Here is a 22,542-nt window from a genome sequence, read left to right on the forward strand (position 1 = left end):
ATTCAATGAATACGACCGGAACAGCACAGCATCGGATCGACGGTGCGACGACTGCGTCGACTCCGGGAGGCTGCGCAGACGAAGCAGCGCAGTTCGAGGAGATGGGACTGTCGGCGGCGTGGTCGTTCGAAGCGTCGCATGACCCATTCCTGCCGTTGGCGCTGGCGGCAGAGCGCACCGAGAGCATCGAACTCGGAACGGCAATTGCGGTTGCGTTCGCTCGCAACCCGATGACGTGCGCCGTCACCGCGTGGGACCTGCACCGCATGAGCGGCGGCCGCTTCATCCTGGGGCTCGGAACGCAGATCCGACCGCACATCACCAAGCGCTACAGCGAGCAGTGGTCACGCCCCGCTGAGCGAATGCGTGAGTACATCGAGGCGGTGCGCGCCATCTGGCACACCTTCGAGACCGGCGAGCGGCTCAACCACCGAGGCGAGTTCTACACCCACACGCTCATGACGCCGTTCTTCAACCCGGGTCCCATCGGCATGGAGCCGCCGGCGATCTACGTGGCCGGAGTCGGTCCCCGCATGGTCGAGGTCATCGGTGCGGCGGCGGACGGGTTCTTCGTGCATCCGTTCCACACCGCCCAGTTCATGACCGATGTCACGCTGCCGGCGATGGCAGCGGGCGCCGAATCGGCAGGACGCGACGTCGGCGAGGTCACCGTTGCATGCCTGACGATTGTCGCGATGGGCGAGAACGACGAGCAGATCGACAAGGCACGCCGCTCCGCCGCTGGCCAGCTCGCGTTCTACGGGTCGACACCCGCCTATGCGGGCGCGCTCGATCATCATGGTTACGAAGATCTGCAGCCGCGTCTGAACACCTTGTCCAAGCAGGGCAATTGGCGAGAGATGAGCGACCTCATCGACGACGATCTGCTGGATCTCATCGTGGTGTCCGGCACGCCCGCCGAGGTCGGTGCCCAGATCGCCGAGCGCAACACCTTCGCCGACCGCACGACGATGATGTTCTACGGCCCGACACCCACCAACGACGCCATCGCAGAGGCCGTCGCCGCCGCCGCGTGAGCCGAGCCGCCGAAGTACCAGAGGGGTTGAGGCGGCGGGCTGACGGCTCGCTGGCCTGCTGGTGGGGCGAAGGCCACGACGATTACGAGGCATATCACGACACCGAGTGGGGCATGCCGGTGGTCGACGACGTGCGCCTCTACGAGAAGATGTGCCTCGAAGGCTTCCAGGCGGGGCTGTCGTGGCTGACGATCCTGCGCAAACGGGAGAACTTCCGGGCAGCCTTCGCCGGATTCGACTTCGAGGTGGTGGCCGGCTTCGACGAGGCAGACATCGAGCGCTTGCTGAACGATGCGGGGATCGTGCGGCACCGCGGCAAGATCGAAGCGACCATCAACAACGCCCGTGCTGCCCTCGACACGATCGAGGTGCACGGCAGCCTAGCTGCATTCTTCTGGTCTTTCGAGCCGGGTCCCGAGGATCGACCGGCGGTCGTCGACTACCCATCACTCATCTCGATGCCGTCGACGCCCCACTCGACTGCCCTCAGCACGGCGCTGCGCAAGCTGGGCTGGCGGTTTGTCGGCCCGACCACCTGCTACGCGCTCATGCAGGCTTCGGGCATCGTGAATGATCATCTCGAGGGCTGCCACCGGCGGCCCGTCGTCGAAGCAGCCCGAACCGGCCTGGAACGACCGAGGTAGCCGACGACCCATGAGTTGCGCCGGGCGACTAGGGCTCTACGGTGACGACGCCGTCCTCTGTGGCCAGATGGGTCATCGGCACGTCGTGAGGCTCGGAAGGCAGCCGGTCGAAGACGAGTTCTCTGAGGGCCACGCCGACACGGGGGCAGTCTTCGGGCAGCCTGGCGAGCAACTCGTCGAAGTAGCCGACGCCGTGGCCCAGCCGGGTGCCGTGGCGGTCGAAGGCCACGCCGGGCACCAGTGCCAGCGACATGTGCCGGGGCTGCAACTCGAATGCGTCGGCCGTGGGCTGCGGGAAGCCGTACCGGTGCTGCTCCATCGCCCCGATGGCCGGGTGCAATGTGAGCGGACCGGCCGGGGGAGTGCGGGTGACCGCGAAGCGCTGCCAGCCGGCGGCGTCTGCCAAGCTGTCCAGTGATAGCTCGTCCGGCATCGCCCGGTAGAAGAGGATCAGATTGGCTCCCGGGGGCACGGGCCGACCGGCGACGGCAGCCGAGCGCTCGTCGAATGCCTCGATGAACGTCCGAAGCCCTGCCACCACGGCCGCTGTCGGCGCCGCGGAGACTGTCTGCCGGTGATTCCGAACCCACCGACGCCAGTCAGCCTTCGAAGCATCAGCCCCAGGTGTGTCGCCCATCGGTGAAACGCTAGGACTCCGTTCGGTTGCAGGGTGATCAGACGCCGCAAACTGCTTGGAAGCTTGAGCTTGACAACGTTGCGTTGGTCTGACTAAGTTCTGGGAGCGCTCCCAAAGGAGCTGTATGGCTGCACGCCTCAATCTGGAAGAAATCGGCCGTCGAGCTGGCGTTTCGCGCTCCACGGTCTCGCGTGTCGTCAACGGCGAGCCCAACGTCAGCGCCAAGACCAAGCGGAGGGTGGAAGCCGTCATCGCGGAAACCGGCTACCGGCCCCACGCCGCTGCTCGATCGCTGGCGTCGCGTCAGACCGGGGTGATCGGCCTGGTCATCCCGAGCGAAGCAGGCACGCTCTTCAACGACCCGTACTTCGGGCGACTGATCCTCGGCGCCAGCGATGCGATGAACGGCCTCGACATGACCCTCGCATTGTTCGTCTTCGGTGACGAAATCGACGAGAGCGCCATCATCTCCCGGGTCGTCAATCCTGGACTTGTCGACGGCGTCATCGTCACGGCGACGCGCATGGCCGACCCGCTGATCGACCACTTGCGTGACGCCAACATGCCATTCGTCGTCATCGGCCGGCCCGACAATCTGAGCGCGGTCTTCTCCGTCGATGCCGACAACCGCGGCGGTGCCCGGTCTGCAGCACTGCATTTTGCGCAGCTCGGGCGCCAGCGCCCTGCACTCATCGCACCGCCCTCGAACACCAGCGCAGGCGTGGACCGCCGCAGCGGCTTCCTCGACGGGCTCGCCGAAGCGGGTCTCAGCATCGACGGCCGCATCAGGGAAGGCGACTGGACCGAGGCCGCCGGCCGCAGAGCAATGGCTGAGTTGCTGGAGCGCCGTCCCGATGCGGTCTTCGTCGGCTCGGACCGCATGGCGGTCGGGGCGCTGCAGGCGATCCGCGAGGCAGATCTGCGGTGCCCCGAAGACGTCGCCGTGGTCTCCTTCGACGGCATCATCCCCGCCGACATGGTTGTGCCCCGGCTCACCTCGGTGGCTCAGCCGGTGCAAGAGGTGGGTGAGCGAGCGGTCTGGCTGCTGAAGTCGGTGCTGGACGGCCAGCTCACCAGCGCGGAGTCGGTGGTATTCCCGACCGAGCTCGTCATTCGAGAAACCTGCGGCGCTGCGTTGCCAGCAGCCGCACCGGCCGGGGCGTCCTGAACGTGCAGTCGCCGCCCGCCGCTCCGAAGTTTGCACTGTTGTGGGAGCGCTCCCATAACGACGGCCGATTCGAGAGCGGCCACGCCGCCCGCCGCGCCCGCTCAGCGCCTTGGGCCTGCGGCGGTGGTCCGCTCACCCGCACCACTGATCTGTCCACCACACACCCGGCCACACCCAGCGTGGTCACAACCAAAAGGGAAACCCCATGAAGAAAATAACTATCTGGCGGCTCTGTGCCGTCCTGCTCGCGTTCGGCCTGATAGGGGCCGCGTGCGGCAGCGACGACGACGGCGACTCGAGTGCGACCACTGCGGCTCCAGCCCCAGCGGCCACTGAGGCGCCCGCCGACCCAGAGCCCGAGCCCGAAGCGGAGATGCAGGAAGATGTCACGCTACGCGTGCTCGTCCACCAGAACCCGCCCATGGTGGAGTTCATGGAAGCGTTCAACGAGTCGTTCGAGGCGTCGCATCCGCACATCACGATCGACCTCTCGGTCGTCGAGGCAGGCGACCTGTCCATTGCGACACAGACCCGCCTGTCGGCTGGCGACATTGACGTCGTCGGCATCTTCGGCTTCTCGAACGCCGCGCAGGCCTACATGTCCGGTGCCGTGCCGCCTAACTGGCAGACGCTCATCGAGGCGGGGCTGCTGATGGATATCACCGGGCAGCCGTTCGTCGACAACTACGACGAGGCCACCATCGCCGACGCCGGCTCGTTCAACGGCAAGGTCTATTCCATCAACCTCGGCCGTGTCTCCTACAGCGGCATGTTCGTCAACAAGGACCTGCTCGCGGCCAATGGCCTCGACGTGCCGACCACCTGGGGCGAGCTGGTCACTGCCTGCGAGGTCGTCAAGGCCGCCGGCAACGAGTGCATGACCGTCGGCGGTGCCGACGGCTGGCCCGTGTTCGTCGGCGCGTACGGCCTGCTCGGCGCGATGTATCCCGATCAGGAGGCGCTCGTCGAGGGCCTGTGGACAGGAGACATCACCTGGGACAACGACCAGTCCGTCGAGATGTTCCGCCGGATGCAGATCTACACCTCCGACATGCTCGAAGAGGGCGTGACGGGGCTGTCCCATGACGCCGGTCCGCCCCGCTACGCAGCCGGCGACGTGGCCTTCATGCCCACCGGCGTGTGGCAGGCACCTGCCCTCGAGAGCGCGGAGCCCGACTTCGACTGGACCTATGTCCCGTTCCCGGGCAGCGACAATGCCGAGGACAACCAGTACCTGTTCGGCAAGTACGACCAGGGCTGGGCCATTGCGGCCGACACGCCGCACCCCGAAGCAGCACTCGCCTACCTCGAGGCCTTCTCCGCGCCTGACAACTACCAGGCGTTCGCCAATGCCGTCGGGTTCATCCCGACCCAGCCGACCGCCGTGCTCGACACCCACCTGGGCCGCGAGGTCGCTCCGTTCCTGGCGAACTACCGGGTCGGCTTCGAGCAGTACTGGGTAGCACCGGCCGGCGCAGGCCAGTGGGCGAACGGCTCACAGGCAGCTGCGTGGTTCTCACCCTTCAACGAGTGGACAGACCACGTCGCACTGGCTTCCCAGGCCCAAGCCGACCTGCAGGCCGGTCTCGACGCCAACTAGTTCTGCCGAGGAGTTCAAGAGCCCTCCCTACAGCGGTGCGGGCATCCTGTCCGTCCTGTCCGGATAGGCAGGATGCCCGCACCCCCTCCCTTGATCGGAGGCGACGGGTCGCATGAAGATCGTCACACGCGACTACCTGTTTGCCCGTGGATGGAAGAGCGCGGCCCCGATCCTGCTGCTGCTGCCCGGGTTCGGGCTGTACCTGCTCATCGCGGTCGGCCCGTCGCTGGCGACAGCGGTGTACTCGTTCACCGATGCCACCGGCATCCGTGGCATCGCCATCAACTGGCTCGGGTTCGAGAACTACGACGAGTTCCTCTTCCGGGGCGCCGCATCCCGCGACAACATCGCCGCGCTGCGGCGCACGCTGATCTTCTGCTTCTTCGTCACCACGATCCAGTTCTGTCTCGGGTTGCTGCTCGCGGTGCTGCTGAACACCCGGCTGCGCGGCAGGACGATCTTCCGCACGATCTTCTTCATGCCGGTCATCCTGGGCGTGGCCATCCAAGGCCTCATCTGGAAGCTGTTCCTGCTGCCGGGGGGCGGACCGGTGGCGGAGATGTTCTCGTGGATCGGCTGGAGCTCGGAGTTCCTCGGAGGGCAGCCCCGCCAAGCGTTCGCCTGGGTCATCGTGGTGCAGATCTGGGCCAATGTCGGCATCACGATGGTGATCTTCCTGGCCGGCATGCAGACCATCCCCGAGAGCCTCTATGAGGCAGCGCGCATCGACGGGGCGAGCGGCTGGCAGCTCTTCCGCAACGTGACCTGGCCGCTGCTCACGCCGGCGGTCAACACGAACTTCCTGCTGAACATCGTCGGCTCCTTGCAGGCGTGGCAGCTGTTCCTGGTGCTGATCGGCTACCGGCCGGGCACCCAGGTGCTCGGCTACCTCGTCTTCGCGGAAGGGTTCGGGCAGACCTCGGGCTCGGTGAGCAGTGCGTTCAGGCAGGGCTATGCGGCAGCGGCCTCGATCGCGCTGTTCATGCTGGTGCTGATCATCGCGCTGGCCGCCAATGCCTTCGTCAGCCGGCGTGAGAAGAAGTACCTGTCATGACGGTCGTCAGCCAAACCAGTCCCAGCGTCGGCGCCGGCGGGACGGAACCGGGCGAGGGGCCCCAGGTGGATCGCAGCGGCCGCACTGCCGCCCGCAGGCGCAAGATCTTCTCCTACGCGATCCTGCTGGCGTTCACCGCGCTCTATGTCGGGCCGATGCTGATGCTGGTGCTCACGTCGTTCAAGACGCTGCCCGAGTTCTTCAAGAACCCGACGGGATTGCCGGAGTCCTTCGGGTTCGACAACTTCGTCGAGGCGTGGGAGCAGGCCAACATTGCCCGCTACCTGGTGAACTCGGTTTTCTACACCGCGGTGGCGACGGCGATCTGCGTCTTCACCTCGGTACTGGTGGCCTTCCCGATTGCCCGCGGCTACTTCAAGGGCGCCAAGTACGTCTTGCTGCTGTATCTCGTGGCGCTGTTCCTGCCGCCTGCGTTGATCCCGCAGTTCCAGCTCATCTTGAACCTCGGCCTGTTCAACACCCGGACCGGGTTCATCCTGCTGTTCCTGGTCAACCCCATCGGCCTGATCATCCTCGTGAACTACATCAAGTCGATCCCGCGGGAACTCGACGAATCGGCGGCCGTGGACGGCTGCGGCTACTACCGCTTCATCTTCAAGATCGTCATGCCGCTGATCCGTCCCGCCATCGCGACGGTCACGGTGCTGCATGCGATCGGCATCTGGAACGAGCTGGTGCTGCCCACCATCTACCTGACCAGCGAGGACCTGTACCCCGTGACACGAGGCCTCATCGTGTTCGAGGGCCTGTACGGCAGCAACTGGCCCGCGCTGGCCGCTGCCGTGCTCATCCTGATGACGCCGATGCTGGTGCTGTTCCTGTTCCTCCAGCGCTACATCATCTCGGGACTCACCGCAGGCGCGGTCAAGGGCTGATGGTGCGACGCAAGACGCTTCTGGGCGCGGGCGGTCAAGGGCTGATGTCGAAACGCCGGAACTGCTTGGGCTCCGCCGGCCGTTGGGTCAGCGCTGCGCTGTGCGTGGCCTTCGTCGCAAGCGCCTGCGCTGGCTCGACGACAGCGGAATCGGAGGCAACGCCCCCCACCGCCGCACCGGACACGGCAGCAGCAACCACCACCGCTGCCGCGACCACGGCCGCGCCCACAACTACCACCGAGGCATTCACACCGGCCATCGAGGCCCCGCCCCCCATCCCGATCCGCGACGAGCCGGGCTGGGAACTGGTGTGGCACGACGAGTTCGACGGCGACGAGATCGACCTGTCGAATTGGACCTATGACATCGGGGGCTGGGGCTGGGGCAACGGCGAAGCGCAGTACTACACCTCGCGCCCCCGAAACGCCCGCGTCTCGAACGGGCTGCTGATGATCGAAGCCCACCAGGAGAAGTACGAGAACTCCTACTACACCTCGGCCCGGATGCTCACCCAGGGGCTGCGTGAGTTCTCCTACGGGCGCATGGAAGCGCGGATCAAAGTGCCGGCCGGGGCCGGGCTGTGGCCGGCGTTCTGGATGCTCGGCTCGGACTTCATTCACCGGGCCGAGGACGAAGCGCACCGCTGGCCCTTCGTCGGCGAGATCGACATCATGGAGTACGTCGGCCGCGAGCCCGATCTGATTCTGGGCACCGTGCATGGACCCGGCTATGCAGGGGCACTCGGGCTGTCCAAGTGGTTCCGCCAGGACTACCCGATCGCCGACGAATTCCACACCTACGCAATCGAATGGGACTACGACGGCATCCGATGGTTCTACGACGACCAGATGTACTACGACCTGCCGCGCACCGGGGTGGGCAACCGGGAGTGGGTCTTCGACGGCGACTTCTTCCTGATCCTCAACTTGGCCGTCGGCGGGCTGTTCCCGGGCCCCATCGCCCTCGACCTGGAGTTCCCCGTGCAGATGTATGTGGACTACGTGCGCGTCTACCAGCGAGATTCAGGGGCGGGGGCGTAACCGAATGACTCATGCACCCGCCATCGTCGAGCCCTCCGGCGAGATCTGCACCGAAGACGGGCGCGAGTGGTACCGGATCACCGACTACGACCACGCTGAGCCGTTTCTCATCAACGTGGTCACGCTCGGCGACCTGTGGCTGTTCGTGTCATCGAGCGGAGCGCTGACCGCAGGCCGCTACAGCGCAGATCTGGCGCTGTTTCCCTATGAGACCGATGACCGGCTGCATCGCAGCGGCGGCCGGACGGGTCCCCTCACCCTGATACGAGGTGCTGGTCATCTCTGGGAGCCGTTCGCACCGCACGCGCCGATGGGTTCGGTGCGTCGCACCATCGCCAAGACCGTGGAAGGAGACCAGCTCCGCTTCACCGAGCAGCACGACGATCTCGGACTCACCTTCAGCTACACATGGTCCGCTACGCCGGAGTACGGCTTCGTGCGCAGCTGCGAGCTCACCCGCTCGCCAGACCGCGCCGCCATCGATGTGGAAGTGCTCGACGGGCTGATCGACGTGCTTCCCTCAGGCGTCGAGCTGGCGGTGCAGCAGCAGTCGAGCACGCTGGTGGATGCCTACCGTCGCAGTGAGTACGACGGCGAAACGGAACTCGCACTCTTCACGCTCGAGGCGCTGATCAGCGACCGTCCCGACCCGGCTGAGTCGCTGCACGCCGCGGTGGTGTGGTCACGCGGACTCGGCGGCGCCCAAGTCGTCCTTTCCGATCGGCAGGTGAGACTGTTCCGCTCAGGCCACGCGCTCGAGCCCGAGCACCTGGTGACCGGCCGCAAGGGGTCGTTCCTGCTCGCCGGAGCTGCGCGGCTCGAGCCCGGCACACCTCTGGAATGGGTCACGGTCGCCGATACCTCCCGATCCCATGCCGATGTCGCACAGCTCCGCCGCTGGCTGGGGGAGACACCCGATCCTCGGCCGGAACTCGGGGCCTCGGTCGATCGAATGCGAGGCGAACTCGTGCGGCTCGTGGCCTCCGCCGACGGGCTGCAGCGCACCGCAGATCGCCGCGTCGACATCAACCACTACTCGAACGTTCTCTACAACTGCATGCGCGGGGGAGTGCCGCTCGACGACTACCGCGTCGAGGTCGCCGACGTCGGCAAGTTCGTGACCGCACGGAACACCGATGCGGCGCAACGGTTCGCGGCCAAGACCGCTGGAGGGGATACGACAGTCGGCCTGGGCGAGCTGCATCGGGCCGTCGTCGACGACACGGATCTGTTTCGGCTGGTGGACGAGTACCTGCCGCTGTCGTTCAGCCGCCGCCACGGCGATCCGAGCAGGCCATGGAACGAATTCCGCATCGGTGCTGACGGCGAGTCGTCCAACTTCGCCTACGAGGGCAATTGGCGTGACATCTTCCAGAACTGGGAGGCGTTGGTCACCAGCTTTCCCATGCTGGCCCATGCAGTCGTGGCCAAGTTCCTGAATGCCTCGACCTGCGACGGCCACAACCCGTACCGGATCACCAGCGACGGCGTCGACTGGGAGATGCCCGACGAGGGCTACTGGTCGAACTTCGGCTACTGGGGCGATCACCAGATCGTCTACCTGCACCGCCTGCTGGAGCTCGCTCGCCGCCACGTACCCGGTCTGCTCGAATCGCTGCTCGGGTGGGTCGGCTACGCGTCGGCGAACGTCCCGTACCGCATGCTCCCGTACCGGGCCATGGTCGCGGACCCCAAACGCACGCTGCGCTTCGACGCGGATGCCCAAGCCCAGATTGACGAACGGACCCGGCGGCTCGGCGCCGACGGCAAGCTCGTGCTCGACGAAGGCGGACGTGTGCATCACGTATCGCTCGCGGAGAAGCTGCTGCTGCCGGCATTGGCGAAGATCTCCAGCCTGGTGCCCGGCGGCGGCATCTGGCTGAACGCGCAACGGCCCGAGTGGAACGACGCGAACAACGCGCTCGCGGGCATCGGCCTGTCAGTGGTCACCGTCTTTCACCTGAGCGACTACCTCGCCTTCATAGACAGCCTGTTCGCCGACTGCGACGCCGAGACTGTTCCTCTGAGCCCGTCGGTAGCCATATGGCTCGAGGAGATACTGCGAATCTGCGAGGAGCACGCCGATCTCGCCGATCCCGAACAGCTCGACGACAGCAGTCGCCGATCGTTCTCGAATCGGCTGGGCACGGCGTTCGAGGAATTCCGCGCCCGCATCTACGACCAACTGCCCGAGCCGCCGCTGCCCACCCCGTTGGCTCGCCTGCGCCGTCTGGTGTCCGCAGTGCACCCCCACCTCGACGCGGTCACCGAGGCTGCTCGCCGGCCCGACGACCTCGTCGACGCATACCGCCTGGTGACCTTCGATTCCGGGGTTGCCCGTGTGGAGTCGCTGCCGCTCATGCTCGAAGGGCAGGTAGCCGTGATGGGATCGGACACGACGAGCCCCGCGGCGGCTGCCGGCATTCTCGACTCGCTGTTTGCCAGCGACCTGTATCAGACCGACCGGCGATCGTTTCTGCTCCATCCCGGTGACACGCGACCGGGTTTCATGGAGCGCAATCGTGTGCCGCCGGAGCGGATCACACCCGAGCTGCGGGGTGTGCTCAACGGCCGCACCGAGCTGCTCGAGCAAGACGCGGAGGGCAGCATCCGGTTCGCGAGCTGGCTGACCAGCAGCCGGGAGCTCGGCGGTGCGCTCGACGAGCTGCAGTCGGCGTCACGCATCAGCGCAGCAGAGCGCGCGGAGATCGCCTCGGCATACGAAGCAGTGTTCGGCCACCAGTCGTTCATCGGACGTGCGCAGACGATGTACCGCTACGAGGGCCTCGGCTCGATCTACTGGCACATGGTCATGAAATTGCTGGTCGCAACCCAGCGTCAGATCACCGTCGCAGTCGACAGCGGCGCCGACGGCGACCTCATCGACCGGCTCATCGACCACTACCGCCGAATCCGGGCCGGTCTCGGCTTCCTGAAGTCGGCCAGTGAGCACGGCGCTTTCCCGCTCGAGCCGTACTCGCACACGCCTGCGGGTGCGGGTGCACAGCAGCCTGGGATGACTGGCGCCGCCAAGGACGGGATCCTGCTTCGTTGGGGGGAGCTCGGGGTGCAAGTGCGCAATGGGCGGGTGCGCTTCCGTCCGTTGCTGCTCGATCCCGACGAATTCCTGCAAGCTTCGACACCGTGGACGCCGCTTGGGCCCGACGGGCAGCTCGGCGCCGGCACGTTGGGGTTCACCTACTGCGGCGTGCCAGTGATCTATCGGCTGGCTGAGGGCCGCCCGTCGCTGGTGGTGACGGCGGGCGAAGGTGCTTCGGTGGTGGCTGGCGACGAGCTCGATGCCGACACGAGCGAGTTGTTGTTCAGCCGTTCGGCAGCGATCGCCAGCATTGAGGCCAGCGTCGAGCTGTGGCCGCATCGGTCTGCGGAGTCGCGAGCTGCCGCCTCACCCACCCGCATCCCCTGATCACCCACGCCGACGAGGAGTCAGCACCGTGGCATCGATCACCATCGACCAGATTGACAAGGTTTATCCGAACGGCTTTCAGGCGATCCACGAGCTCGCCTTGGAAGTCGCAGACGGCGAGTTCGTCGTGCTCGTCGGTCCGTCCGGCTGCGGAAAATCCACCGCCCTGCGGATGGTTGCGGGTCTCGAGGAGATAACGAACGGCGAACTGCGGATCGGCGAGCGCGTCGTCAATGACGTCGAGCCCAAGAACCGGGACATCGCGATGGTGTTCCAGAACTACGCCCTGTACCCCCACATGACGGTGGCCGAGAACATCGGCTTCGCGCTCAAGCTGGCCAAAGTCCCCAAGGCCGAGGTCGCTGCACGCGTCGCTGAGGCAGCCCAGATGCTCGAGCTCACCGATCAGCTCGCGAGCAGGCCCTCGCAGCTCTCGGGCGGCCAGCGTCAACGCGTCGCGATGGGACGTGCCATCGTGCGCGAGCCGGCGGCATTCCTCATGGACGAGCCGCTGTCCAACCTCGACGCGAAGCTACGTGTGCAGATGCGAGCCGACATCTCACGGCTCCAGCGCCAGCTGGGAGTGACCACCATCTACGTGACCCACGACCAGGTCGAGGCCATGACAATGGGCGACCGGGTGGCCGTGCTCAAGGACGGCTGTCTCCAGCAGGTCGACACACCGCAGCATCTCTACGACCGCCCCGACAACGTCTTCGTGGCTGCCTTCATCGGCTCGCCGTCGATGAACCTGTACGAAGCCACGCTCAAGGGCCGGGAGCTGCAGCTGGGAGACGAGTCCCTGACGCTCCCCGAGGCCACGTTCGATCAGCGCCCTGCGCTGGCGAGCTACGAGGGCCGCAAGATCGTCGTCGGCATCCGCCCCGAGGACCTCGAGGACGCGTCCTTGGCTGCCGGCACGGCCGACGGCGCGACGATCTCTTCAACCGTCGAGCTCACCGAGTCGCTCGGCAGCGAGATCGTGATTCACTTCGCGCTCGACGCCGCCCGTGTGGATCCAGGCAATCCTGACGCTGCTGACGATGTGTCTGATGCTGACGCCGTGGCACGCTTCGACCCTCGCAGTGCCTGCCGCGCCGGGGGGCCCGTCGAGATCGCAGTCACCGTCGAGAACCTCCACTTCTTCGACCTCGACAGCCACGAAGCAATCTGGGACTGAGCCGCAAAACAGCCTCCGCGCTGCTCATCACGCTGCAGCGCTGGACCCGGCGGGAGGCAGTCGTACACTTCGCGTCGTGGGGATCGGGGAGGTGACGCTCCCGCCGCTGTACGACCGGCCGCCTCGACCGCTGGCCATGGCGCGCTGGACGGTCACCAAGCTCCTGTGGTGGCAGGGCGGTCTGTGGATCGCGGTGGGCGTGGCGGCGTGGAACTGGCTCACGCCGTCGCTCGAGAACTTTGCGACACCAGCGGCGTGGGCCGTCGCACTGGTGTACCTGCGCAACGTGGCGCTGATGATCGCGGTGGCAGGCGGTCTGCACTGGTGGCTGTTCATCCGGCGCAGCCAGGACACCCAGCACAAGTACGACGAGCGATGGCTGTCGGTGGGTCGCCGCCCGTTCCTGTTCCGCAACCAGACGCGTGACAACGTCTTCTGGTCGCTGGCCAGCGCCTGCTCCGTCGCGGCGCTGTACGAGTCGCTGATGCTGTGGCTGTACGCCAACGATCTCATCTGGACCGTTCCGGCAAGCGGAAGCCTGCTGGCACTGGGCTACACCGCGGCGCTGACGCTGCTGATCTTCCCGCTGGGCTCGGTGCACTTCTACGCCAACCACCGGCTGCTCCACACCAAGCACCTGTACCGCTGGGCTCATTCGCTTCACCACCGCAACGTGAACATCGGCCCGTGGTCGGGCGTGTCGATGCACCCGCTCGAGCACGTGCTGTACCTCTCGGCGCCGCTCATGTTCCTGCTGATCCCGGCGAACCCCTACGTGATCACGCTGACCGCCACGTACTTCCTGCTGTCACCGGCAGCGTCGCACTCCGGATTCGACCGCTTCGTCGTGGCCGGCGGTCGCACCGTGGCCGGCGGCGACCGCTTCCACACACTCCACCACCGGTACTTCGACTGCAACTACGGAACGGCGATCGTGCCGCTCGACAAGTGGCTCGGCACGTTCCACGACGGCAGCGACGAAGCCATCTTGAAGATCAACCGCCGCCCTCAGGCAGCCCGCTAGGCGATCGTCTCAGGCTCGGTGGTGACGAGCAGCTCGGCGACCGATGCGGTGTTGGGCAGCCGCAGGATGGCCGCGAGGGCCTGGGCCAAGTCGTCGGCTTGGATCATGATCGACGGGTCCACGCCGAAGCCCGAGGTCATGTCGGTCTGCACATAGCCCGGGCACACGGCCGTGCAGCGAATCCCATCGGGAAACGTCAGGTGACGCACTGAGTGGTGCAGCGCCATCGCGGCGTGCTTGCTCATGGCGTACCCCGGTGCGAACGTGCCGCGCACTCGCTTGCCCGACATCGAGATCACGTTCACGATGCGGCCCTCTCCGCTGCTGCGCAGGTGGTCGAGCGTGGCACGGATCATGCGGAACGGCCCCTTCGCGTTGACCTCCCACATCTCGTCCAACGTGTCCTCAGTCAGCTCTTCGAGGGCATCGGGATGTGCGACGCCCGCGTTGTTCACGAGGCAGTCGATCCGGCTGTGCGCCGACATCGTCTCTGCAGCCCATCGCTCGGCGGCGCCGTCCTCGATGGCGTCGTAGCGGTGCAGCGTCACGGCCGGTCCTTGATCTCTGCGGTACCGGGATACCGAGGCTTCGAGCGAAGCGAGATCGCGTGCAGCCAGCGCCAGCGCCCAGCCGTCCGCGTGCAGTGCCGCGGCGATGGCTTCGCCGATGCCGCGATTCGCACCGCTGATCATCGCCACGCAACCGGTGATGTCTCGCATCTCGCACTCCTCTCCTGCCAGTTCATCCCGACGCGCTTCGGTGACCCGCAGTAGCGTTCGCAATCGGCCTCGCCGTGACACCGGCCGGCCGATCCGGAGGCTAGGTCGATGGTGCAGAGTTTGTCGGGGGGCAGCGACGGGGCTGCATACCTCCCCGGCTCGCCCGAACGCGACGAGCTGGCACGCCGCACCATCCGGGTGCTGCAGCTCGGGGTGATCCCCGGCGGGCTGGCCATGACGGCGTCGTTCGCCGCGGCCACCCTGCTCGCCGACCAGATGACGGGCAGTGAGACGAAGGCCTCGCTGGCCGCCGTGTGCCTCAGCATCGGCGGCACGCTCGCGGGCATCCCGCTCGCCGCGCTGATGGCCCGGCACGGCCGCCGCGCCGGACTCGCCGCCGGCTACTCCACCGGCGCCATCGGCGGCACGCTGGCGCTGCTGTCGGCGTTCACCGGCCGCTACTCGATGCTGGTGGCCGGCATGGTGCTGATCGGCACCGGCCAAGCCGCCAATCTGGCCGCGCGCTACGCCGGTGCTGACCTCGCGACCGACGAGAACCGGGCCCGCTCCATCAGCCTCGTGCTGTGGGCCAGCACGGTCGGCTCGGTGCTGGGGCCCACCGTCGCGCTCGGCCTCAAGAGCCTCTTCGCCGACACCGAGGGGTTGAGCGGCTTCGCACTGCCGTACGCCATGACGCTGGGTCTCTTCGGTCTCGCAGCAGTCAACATCTGGCGCCGTCTGCGCCCAGATCCGTTGCACGTCGTGGCTGCAGACGCAGGCTCGACAAGCGTCAAGCTGCCGAGCTTGGCCGAGGCCGGCCGCATCCTGGCCCATCCCGTGGCGTCCATTGCGCTGATCGGAATGATGCTGTCGCAGGCGGTGATGATCGGCGTCATGACCGTGTCGCCGATCCACATGTCCCAGGGCGGCCAGAACCCGCTGATCATCGGCGTCATGCTCTCGCTGCACATCGCCGGCATGTTTGCGTTCTCGCCGTATGTGGGCTGGCTGGTGGACCGTGTCGGCGGTCAGGTCATCATCGTTGCGGGTGCGCTCGTGCTCACCGTCGGCGCTGCACTGGCCGCAAACACCGATGCCTCTCACGCGACGGGGCTGCTGTTGGGGCTGTTCCTCATCGGCATCGGCTGGAGCTGCTGCGTGGTGTCCGCCAGTGCGCTGCTGACGGCGTCGTTTCCGCTGGAGCGCCGCGTCAGCGTGCAAGCCACCGCCGACGTGCTGATGACGGCACTCGGCGCGGCCGCCGGCGTGAGCTCAGGCCTGGCGGTAGAGCACCGCTCCTATGCCGATCTCGCGACCTGGGGAGCGTGGGTAGCCGTAGCGCTCGGCATCGCGGCCGTCGTGATGCTGGTGCGGAACTTCCGGGTGACCCGGCGCTTCACGGCCTGATCAGCCGCTCGGCTGGATGTTCAGAACAGGCCGTCGAGGCAGGCGGCGAGCTTTGAGTCAGCCGCCGCCGGCAGGGCAGTGAGACGCGACAGGAACGACACCGAGACGAAATCGCCCATGACGGCGCCGGTGTCGACTTCGGCTGGCATGTCGACTGCGTCGCCCCACTCCATGGCGACTCGGAACGCGTCTGCGTTGTCGGGATGCGGCTCCAGGCTCACCGACGTGATCGAACGCGGCGGCAGGGTGCCCACTTCGGTGAACCGCCAGCCTTTCATGTCGGCGACCTCACGATTCGGCACATTGAGGTTGACTGCCCACGCCGATTCGTGTTCATCCGCGAGCAGCCCGCTGAGCACAACGCTGGCAACCTCGGCCGCCGCATGCCACTTCTGGTCTGCGATGGCGTCTTCCCAGCCTTGGCCCTCAACCCCGAATCCCTCAACGGTCTGACTCACCGCCAAGCCCGGGATATTGCCGTTGCGGCCCGTCAGCACCGCGCCGACGGTGCCGGAGTGGTACACGGAACGGCCGACGTTGGCGCCCGGGTTGATCCCTGACACGACCAGGTCCACCGGACCGAAGGCACCCAGCCGGGCGAACATCACGCACAGTGCCGGCGCCCCTGAGACCGCCCAAGCATCGGCGACGCCGTCGAAGCGCACTTTGTGCACCTGAGGGTCCATCAGATGCAGCGGACCGATCGCGGCGCCGGCGCCCGAGTACTCGGAATCGGGTGCGACCACGACGACATCGCCGTGCGCAGTCATTGCGCTCGCCAGCACGTGCAATCCCTCGGAGGAGATTCCGTCATCGTTGGTCACCAGGATCCGCACCGTGTCGAAGGTACCGCCCGCCGGTGACGTATCGACGTATAGCTGCCAAACGGGATGTGTCGCCTCCGTGGCAAGCTGTCTCGCTGTGAGGGAGCTGACCGAGCCGTCGGCGACTGAGGCCGGCACCGGGCGCCAGTTGCGCGTCCTGCACACCTCTGACGTGCACATCGGGCACGTGCGCGGGCCGCATGGCAGCCACCGCGACGTGTGCCAGTGCCCGATCCATGCCATCGCCGCGACTGCCGTGGCACATGCAGCCGATGTCCTGCTGATCGCGGGAGATCTGTTCGACCACGCCCGGCTGAAGCGTTCCGACGTCGCACACACGATGGAGCTGCTCGGTCGCGTCGATGCGTCAGTGGTCATCATCCCCGGCAACCACGACGTCCATGACGAGCAGTCGCTGTGGGGGACACATGCGGATCATGAGCACCGGCTCGAAGTCACCGGTGCCGGGGTGATCTTTCTTGACGACCCCGAGGGCGCGGTGTTGCACTTCGGCGAGCACGACCTGACGCTGTGGGGTCGGGCGATGGACGCCCACCACTCCGAGTACCGGCCCCTTGCAGGCGTGCCGGCGCGCCCTGACGATGGCTGGTTCATCGCTGCAGGGCACGGGCACTTCCAGCGCAACGCTGACGACGCGCACCGGTCATCGCCGATCACCGCCGAAGAGATCGAGGCCACGGGGGCCGACTATGTGGCGCTCGGCCACTGGCATGTCACCACCGATGTCTCGGTCGGCGATGTCCTCGCTTGGTATCCGGGTGCTCCCATGGGCACGCCGTCGAACGAGACGGCCTGCTTGGTCACGTTCTCGCAGCACGCCGACGGCAGCGCTGGTGCCGTGGCCGTTGACCATGTGGCCGTCGCCCCTCCTCTCGATGGTTGCGCGCAACGACCCTGAACCGGCGCGCCCCGAGCGGCGCTGAGCGCGCGCCGAGAGCCGCTCACGAACTCCGGTGACTACAGCTCCGCCGCGGTGCGGTCGATGCGTCGCTGGAGTGACTCGCACTCGCTCATGTGTCGCATGGCCTCGGACTTGGCAGTGCCGTAGTCCTCGGCGACCTGGCGCGCACGCTCGGGGTCGTCATAGGTAGCCGGCTCGCCGAGCAGCGCCTGCAGCTCGGCGACACGGTGCTCGGCGGATTCCCAGGCTCGCTCGGCCGCGGCCAGCTCCTTGCGCAGGTCCGCAGTCGCATCGTGGGCCGCCTGACGCCTGCTGGCTCCTGCACGGCGGCGCTCGGCCGCGGCCGACCGGGATGTCAGTGCTTCAGGTGCGCCTTCGGCCTGATCCCCGCCGGTCCGGCCGCCGGTGCTGCCGCCAGCGGTCCGCCTTGTGCTCAGCCCCGGCGGCCGCAGCAGATCTTCGTCGACGCCAGGGTGCAGGGTGGCGGTGCCGTCGCGCACCACGATCAGCGAGTCGGCGACGCTGCGGATGAGGTGGCGGTCATGAGTGACGAGCAGCACCGTGCCCGGGTACACCGACAGCGCATCCTCCAGCAGATCGCAGCTCGGCAGATCGAGATGATTCGTCGGCTCGTCGAGCACGAGCAGGTTCACCGGGTTCGCCATCGTGATGCCGAGCGCCAGTCGGGTGCGCTCGCCGCCGGAGAGATCCGCCACCTTGCGGTCCGCCGCGTCGCCCGGAAACCCGAACCCGCCGAGCATCGTGCGGACATTCCGTCCGGGCTGATCGCCCACCGAGGCGGTGAACTCCTCCACGACTGACCGTCGAGGATCCATGACCTCGGCGAGGTGCTGAGCGAACGTGGCCATGTCCACGTTGCGGCCGCGGTGCAGTTCGCCGCCGAGGACGCCCAATTCGCCCTGCAGCACCCGCAGCAGTGTCGTCTTGCCTGCGCCATTCGGACCGACGACCCCCACCTTGGTGCCGCGTTCGATGACGAGGTCCACTTCTTCGAGCACCGGCGCGTCGCCGTCGGCATAGCCCACCGAAGCGCCGATCATCTCGACGACCACCCGCGACGAGCGCCGCGGCGTGCCGAAACCGAAGCGGGCCGCCAGCTCCTTGCGGGTCGGGACCTCGACTGGTTCGAGCTTCGCCAGTGCCTTGATCCGGCTCTGCACCTGCCGAGCCTTCGTGGCCTTGTAACGGAACCGCTCGATGAATCGCTCGGTGTGAGCGCGCCGGCGAGCCTGTTGCGCCGCAGCTGCCTCAGCGGCCGCAATCCGCTCCTCGCGGGCCACGACGAACTCGGCGAAGCCGCCGACGTGCTCGTATGCGGTCGTGCCGTCCATCTCGATCACACGGTTGGCGACGGCGTCAATGAAGTCACGGTCATGACTCACAAACAGCAGCCCGCCCTCCCAGGCGGCGAGTTGATCCTCCAACCACGCCACCGAGTCCACGTCGAGATGATTCGTGGGCTCATCAGCGAGCAGCACGTCGGGCTTCGCCAGCAGCAGTTGGGCGAGCGCCACCCGCATCCGCCAGCCACCCGAGAGCTGCGCTACCGGGCGCTGCGCATCGTCGGCTGCAAAGCCCAGGCCGGCGAGCACCCGGTGAGCCTCTGCTTCGAAGCCGTAGCCGCCGATCTGGCGAAAGTGGGCCTCGAGCTCGCCGTAGCGCGCGAGCACCTCGTCGTGATCCGGCGCGTCGACATCGGCCAGGCGCGCTTCCAGCGATCGAAGTTCAGCCGTCATCGCGGTGACGTCGCCCGTTCCGGCCATCGTCGCGTCGAGCACGGTGCCCTCGGTGATCTCGTCGAGTTCTTGGGGCAGGTAGCCGAGTGTCAGCCCGCTCTGGCGGTGGACCTCGCCCTCGTCGGGCTCGTTGATGCCGGTCAGGATCTCCAGCAGGGTCGTCTTGCCGACGCCGTTGCCGCCCACCAAGGCGATGCGTCGACCGGCCGCGAGCTGTACGTCCACGCCGGCAAACAGCCGCCGCGGCGGGTACGACTTGCCCAGCCCCGAACCCCACAGCACGGCGAGAGTCTGCCCGTGGGCCGACGGCGGGACGCGCGTGGACGTCCCGAGCTACGAGAAGTGAGGCGCGACGTCGGCCATGAAGGCCCGCAGCGCATCCAGGCGGCCCTCGATACCGCCTCGCGCCACCGGGTCGAGCACGAAGTGCGTCACTCCAGTTTCTGCGACTTGGCCGACCATGTCGATCATCTGCTCGGTGCTGCCTGCGACCGACACTGCTGGCTTCATCGCCGACGCAGGATCGAGGTAGTAGCGCAGCGACAGCGTGATCTCGCTGCGGTCGCGGCCCACCGCATCGCACGCGTCACCCACCTGGCTCCAGCCTGCAGCGACGTCGTCGAGGGTCTCGAACGCTGCATGGAAGCCATGCCCATGGCGTGCCACGCGCCGGTAGGCAGCGGCGGTGTTGCCGCCGACCCACACCGGCACCGGATCCTGCACGGGCTTGGGTTCGAAGCCGACAGCGGGGAACGAATAAAACTCGCCGTCGAAGCTCGGATCGTCCTCGGCGAACAGCGTGCGGAACACCTCCAGCTGCTCGTCTGAGCGTTTGCCACGGCGATCCCACGGCATGCCCAGCACTTCGGCTTCCTCGCGCATCCAGCCCACGCCCACGCCCAGAATGAGCCGGCCGTTCGACAGCACGTCGATGGTCGCCAGACGCTTCGCCGTCTCCACCGGCGGCCGGTACGGCAAAATCAGCACGCTGAAGCCCAGCCGCAGGTTCTCGGTGACCGCCGCGACGAACAGCAGTGTGCCGATGGGGTCGAGCCAGCCCGTCTTCGGTGGTGCCGGGAACGAGCCGTCGTCGGAGTACGGGTACTTCGACACCAGCTCGGCGGGCCAGCAGACATGATCGGATGCCCAGCCCGAGGCGAAGCCGAGCCGGTCGACTTCCGAGGCGAACGATGTGAGCCCGTCGCGAGTACCGACGCGGCCCAAGTGCGGCAGAGTGACTCCCCATTCCATGGGGCGACACGCTATGCCGTGCACGCCTGCCTGCGCCCGCTGCGGAGGCGACAGAAGACGCAGTGGGGGATTGTCACGGGATCGTCGCACCCCGGCGGGAAACGCCTTGCTGTACGCGATTACTCTCGCGCGCACCGCCACAGCGGTCCTTGTGACAGGGGCTCCGGTTGCTCGCCGTCAACTTGCGATGCCGCGGTGGCTGATGTTCCACCGAGGAGGGAACCCATGCAACTTTCCAAGAACCGCCTTTTGCGCTTGCTAGCGCTGCTCTTCGCGTTCTCGCTCGTAGCGGCCGCTTGCGGTGGCGACGACGGCGATGACGACGCCGGCGAGACCCAGACCACCGAGGCCATGGCCGAAGAAGAGGAGATGGCCGACGAAGAGGAGATGGCCGAAGAGGAGGAAATGGCCTCCGACGAGCCGGAGGAAGAAGCCGGCGGCCTCAGCCAGGACGTCATCGAGCAAGCCTCTGAAGAAGAGGAGATGGCCGACGACGACGAAATGATGGACGACGAGGAGATGATGATGGAGTTTGACCGCTCCACCATCGAGGGCATCTTCGAAGAGGCCGAGTATCGCCGTGCGAGGGTCGTCGAGCGGATCACCGCTCACATCGAGTCCGGCGAGTGGGGCGTCGGCGAGGACAACGTCCTCCGCGGCCCGGAAGGCTTCGTCATCGACCTCAACGAGTGTCCCGAAGACTGGTCCAACACCGAGGGCATCACCGACACGGAGATCCGTCTCGGCCAGACCGGTCCGCAGTCAGGCACCCTCGCGCTGTACGGCAACGCCCGCCTGGGCTGGCAGACCTATCTCCTGCATGTGAATGCCGAAGGCGGCATCGCCGGCCGCGATGTGGTCATGAAGTCCTACGACGACGCGTACGTGGCGGCACAGACCATCGAGTTCGTGGATGAGCTGATCGAGAACGACAATGTGTTCGCGATCCACACGCTGGGCTCGCCGAACACGCTGGCGGTGTACGACACGCTGAACGCCGAGTGCATCCCGCAGCCGTTCGTGTGGACCGGGCACCCCGCGTGGGGCGACCCCGAGGTGCACCCGTGGACCACGGGCAGCATCCTGTCGTACTCGACCGAGTCCGTGCTGTGGGGCAACTGGATCAAGGAGAACCTTGCCGACCAGCTGCCGGTCGTGGTGGCCGGTCTGGTGATGGACAACGACTTCGGCCTCGCATATGAGCTGGGCTTCGAGGAGTACGCGCACAACAACCCCGACGTGGTGTCGGAGTTCGTGCCGGTGCGCCACGACCCGGCCTCGCCGACGATCACCAATGAGATCACGACCATCGCCGCAAGCGATCCGGACGTCTACATCTCGATGACCGCAGGCAATGCGTGTCTGCTGGCCGTCCAGGAAGTTGCGGCGTCCGGCTTGAAGGACGAGATCTCGGCGGCGTTCACGCCGTCGGTGTGCAAGGCCCCGGCTAGCTGGATTGCCCCGGCAGGCGATGACGGCCATGGCTGGTACATCGTGGGCGGCGGTGTGAAGGACACCACCGACCCGGCGCTCATCGGCAGCGATGCATTCATCGACTTCATCATCGAGAGCCTCGAGGCCAATGACCTCGATCCCACCATCTCAATGTTCGGCAACGGCTACATGCTGGGCTACCCGTACGTGGAGGCGCTGCGCATCGCAGCCGAGCTGCCTGCAAGTGCGAACAACCCCGCAGGCCTGAACCGGGCGAACTTCATCCTGGCGGTGCGGGCGATCGACATCCACCACCCGATCTTCCTGGACGGCATCACGTTCGCCATGAACGGCAACGCCGATGCTTTCCCGATCGAGGGCACGGATATCAGCCAGTACGACTCGTCCAACCACTCCTGGGTTGTCTCGAACGTCATTGACGTGAATGGCGCTTCAGGCAACTGTGTCTGGGACAAGGACAACGGCGGCTGCCGCTGATCTAGGGCTGTAGCTAGTCCTTC

18 protein-coding genes are annotated in these 22,542 nt (G+C 66.8%); 13 read left to right on the forward strand and 5 right to left on the reverse strand.

From position 1 onward, the window contains the following. The first annotated feature begins 5 nt into the window (after positions 1–5). Both ACOGXE_RS11290 and ACOGXE_RS11295 read left to right on the forward strand, forming a co-directional pair. Entirely contained in the window at positions 6–1,037 is a 1,032-nt protein-coding gene (locus ACOGXE_RS11290) for a TIGR03617 family F420-dependent LLM class oxidoreductase (protein WP_419931014.1), read from the forward strand. Further along, positions 1,034–1,681, forward strand: a complete 648-nt coding sequence (locus ACOGXE_RS11295; RefSeq protein WP_419931015.1) for a DNA-3-methyladenine glycosylase I — start codon at positions 1,034–1,036, stop codon at positions 1,679–1,681. The genes ACOGXE_RS11290 and ACOGXE_RS11295 overlap by 4 nt, the downstream gene beginning before the upstream one ends. A gap of 28 nt (positions 1,682–1,709) precedes the next feature. On the opposite strand, the gene ACOGXE_RS11300 is transcribed toward ACOGXE_RS11295, so the two are convergent. Continuing rightward, a complete protein-coding gene (locus tag ACOGXE_RS11300; RefSeq protein ID WP_419931016.1) occupies positions 1,710–2,318 on the reverse strand; it encodes a 5-formyltetrahydrofolate cyclo-ligase in 609 nt (202 codons plus the stop codon). Positions 2,319–2,442: 124 nt separating this feature from the next. On the opposite strand from ACOGXE_RS11300, the gene ACOGXE_RS11305 reads away from it, so the two are divergent. The 8 genes from ACOGXE_RS11305 to ACOGXE_RS11340 all read left to right on the forward strand — a co-directional run bounded on the left by ACOGXE_RS11305 (position 2,443) and on the right by ACOGXE_RS11340 (position 13,707). Continuing rightward, positions 2,443–3,486 (forward strand): LacI family DNA-binding transcriptional regulator, encoded by a 1,044-nt coding sequence (locus ACOGXE_RS11305; protein WP_419931017.1) that lies wholly within the window; start codon positions 2,443–2,445, stop codon positions 3,484–3,486. Between the two features lie 205 nt (positions 3,487–3,691). Next, positions 3,692–5,086 carry an ABC transporter substrate-binding protein gene (locus ACOGXE_RS11310; RefSeq protein ID WP_419931018.1) on the forward strand — a complete coding sequence of 465 codons (1,395 nt, stop codon included), beginning with the start codon at positions 3,692–3,694 and terminating at the stop codon, positions 5,084–5,086. Between the two features lie 112 nt (positions 5,087–5,198). After that, positions 5,199–6,140 carry a carbohydrate ABC transporter permease gene (locus ACOGXE_RS11315; RefSeq protein ID WP_419863813.1) on the forward strand — a complete coding sequence of 314 codons (942 nt, stop codon included), beginning with the start codon at positions 5,199–5,201 and terminating at the stop codon, positions 6,138–6,140. Then, on the forward strand, positions 6,137–7,036 hold the full coding sequence (locus tag ACOGXE_RS11320) for a carbohydrate ABC transporter permease (RefSeq protein ID WP_419863814.1): 900 nt from the start codon (positions 6,137–6,139) through the stop codon (positions 7,034–7,036). Before ACOGXE_RS11315 ends, ACOGXE_RS11320 begins: the two co-directional genes overlap by 4 nt. Continuing rightward, a complete protein-coding gene (locus ACOGXE_RS11325) occupies positions 7,036–8,076 on the forward strand; it encodes a glycoside hydrolase family 16 protein (RefSeq protein WP_419931019.1) in 1,041 nt (346 codons plus the stop codon). The genes ACOGXE_RS11320 and ACOGXE_RS11325 overlap by 1 nt, the downstream gene beginning before the upstream one ends. A gap of 4 nt (positions 8,077–8,080) precedes the next feature. Continuing rightward, a complete protein-coding gene (locus ACOGXE_RS11330; RefSeq protein ID WP_419931020.1) occupies positions 8,081–11,503 on the forward strand; it encodes a hypothetical protein in 3,423 nt (1,140 codons plus the stop codon). Positions 11,504–11,531: 28 nt separating this feature from the next. Further along, complete coding sequence (locus ACOGXE_RS11335) at positions 11,532–12,683, forward strand: ABC transporter ATP-binding protein (RefSeq protein WP_419931021.1); 1,152 nt, start codon at positions 11,532–11,534, stop codon at positions 12,681–12,683. Between the two features lie 76 nt (positions 12,684–12,759). Then, positions 12,760–13,707 (forward strand): sterol desaturase family protein, encoded by a 948-nt coding sequence (locus ACOGXE_RS11340; RefSeq protein WP_419931022.1) that lies wholly within the window; start codon positions 12,760–12,762, stop codon positions 13,705–13,707. On the opposite strand, the gene ACOGXE_RS11345 is transcribed toward ACOGXE_RS11340, so the two are convergent. Continuing rightward, positions 13,704–14,426: an SDR family NAD(P)-dependent oxidoreductase gene (locus tag ACOGXE_RS11345; protein WP_419931023.1), complete on the reverse strand. Its 723-nt coding sequence runs from the start codon at positions 14,424–14,426 to the stop codon at positions 13,704–13,706. The genes ACOGXE_RS11340 and ACOGXE_RS11345 overlap by 4 nt on opposite strands. A gap of 108 nt (positions 14,427–14,534) precedes the next feature. Here ACOGXE_RS11345 and ACOGXE_RS11350 point away from each other — a divergent pair, with 108 nt between their 5' ends. Further along, entirely contained in the window at positions 14,535–15,833 is a 1,299-nt protein-coding gene (locus ACOGXE_RS11350) for an MFS transporter (RefSeq protein ID WP_419931024.1), read from the forward strand. Between the two features lie 20 nt (positions 15,834–15,853). Here ACOGXE_RS11350 and surE read toward each other — a convergent pair whose 3' ends face one another. After that, entirely contained in the window at positions 15,854–16,669 is an 816-nt protein-coding gene (gene surE, locus ACOGXE_RS11355) for a 5'/3'-nucleotidase SurE (protein ID WP_419931025.1), read from the reverse strand. A gap of 85 nt (positions 16,670–16,754) precedes the next feature. Between surE and ACOGXE_RS11360 the strand changes: the two genes are divergently transcribed. Continuing rightward, entirely contained in the window at positions 16,755–17,576 is an 822-nt protein-coding gene (locus tag ACOGXE_RS11360; protein ID WP_419931026.1) for a metallophosphoesterase family protein, read from the forward strand. 59 nt (positions 17,577–17,635) lie between these two features. Here ACOGXE_RS11360 and ACOGXE_RS11365 read toward each other — a convergent pair whose 3' ends face one another. After that, the gene (locus ACOGXE_RS11365) at positions 17,636–19,618 is read right to left on the reverse strand and encodes an ABC-F family ATP-binding cassette domain-containing protein (protein WP_419931027.1); all 1,983 of its coding nucleotides are present in this window, start codon (positions 19,616–19,618) and stop codon (positions 17,636–17,638) included. A 51-nt stretch (positions 19,619–19,669) separates the two neighbouring features. Next, on the reverse strand, positions 19,670–20,587 hold the full coding sequence (locus ACOGXE_RS11370; RefSeq protein WP_419931028.1) for an LLM class F420-dependent oxidoreductase: 918 nt from the start codon (positions 20,585–20,587) through the stop codon (positions 19,670–19,672). 225 nt (positions 20,588–20,812) lie between these two features. Here ACOGXE_RS11370 and ACOGXE_RS11375 point away from each other — a divergent pair, with 225 nt between their 5' ends. Further along, positions 20,813–22,519 (forward strand): ABC transporter substrate-binding protein, encoded by a 1,707-nt coding sequence (locus ACOGXE_RS11375; RefSeq protein WP_419931029.1) that lies wholly within the window; start codon positions 20,813–20,815, stop codon positions 22,517–22,519. Positions 22,520–22,542: the final 23 nt, after the last annotated feature.

Source organism: Candidatus Poriferisodalis sp. (assembly GCF_965208555.1).
GTDB lineage: Bacteria > Actinomycetota > Acidimicrobiia > Acidimicrobiales > Poriferisodalaceae > Poriferisodalis.

What these genes read in the sequence shown, in the direction of transcription:
- ACOGXE_RS11315 (WP_419863813.1), top strand. Translation starts at nt 5,199, where the DNA reads ATGAAGATCGTCACACGCGACTACCTGTTTGCCCGTGGATGGAAGAGC.
- ACOGXE_RS11290 (WP_419931014.1), top strand. Translation starts at nt 6, where the DNA reads ATGAATACGACCGGAACAGCACAGCATCGGATCGACGGTGCGACGACT.
- ACOGXE_RS11310 (WP_419931018.1), top strand. Translation starts at nt 3,692, where the DNA reads ATGAAGAAAATAACTATCTGGCGGCTCTGTGCCGTCCTGCTCGCGTTC.
- ACOGXE_RS11325 (WP_419931019.1), top strand. Translation starts at nt 7,036, where the DNA reads ATGGTGCGACGCAAGACGCTTCTGGGCGCGGGCGGTCAAGGGCTGATG.
- ACOGXE_RS11300 (WP_419931016.1), bottom strand. Translation starts at nt 2,318, where the DNA reads ATGGGCGACACACCTGGGGCTGATGCTTCGAAGGCTGACTGGCGTCGG.
- ACOGXE_RS11350 (WP_419931024.1), top strand. Translation starts at nt 14,535, where the DNA reads ATGGTGCAGAGTTTGTCGGGGGGCAGCGACGGGGCTGCATACCTCCCC.
- ACOGXE_RS11345 (WP_419931023.1), bottom strand. Translation starts at nt 14,426, where the DNA reads ATGCGAGACATCACCGGTTGCGTGGCGATGATCAGCGGTGCGAATCGC.
- ACOGXE_RS11305 (WP_419931017.1), top strand. Translation starts at nt 2,443, where the DNA reads ATGGCTGCACGCCTCAATCTGGAAGAAATCGGCCGTCGAGCTGGCGTT.
- ACOGXE_RS11375 (WP_419931029.1), top strand. Translation starts at nt 20,813, where the DNA reads ATGCAACTTTCCAAGAACCGCCTTTTGCGCTTGCTAGCGCTGCTCTTC.
- ACOGXE_RS11370 (WP_419931028.1), bottom strand. Translation starts at nt 20,587, where the DNA reads ATGGAATGGGGAGTCACTCTGCCGCACTTGGGCCGCGTCGGTACTCGC.
- ACOGXE_RS11320 (WP_419863814.1), top strand. Translation starts at nt 6,137, where the DNA reads ATGACGGTCGTCAGCCAAACCAGTCCCAGCGTCGGCGCCGGCGGGACG.
- ACOGXE_RS11330 (WP_419931020.1), top strand. Translation starts at nt 8,081, where the DNA reads ATGACTCATGCACCCGCCATCGTCGAGCCCTCCGGCGAGATCTGCACC.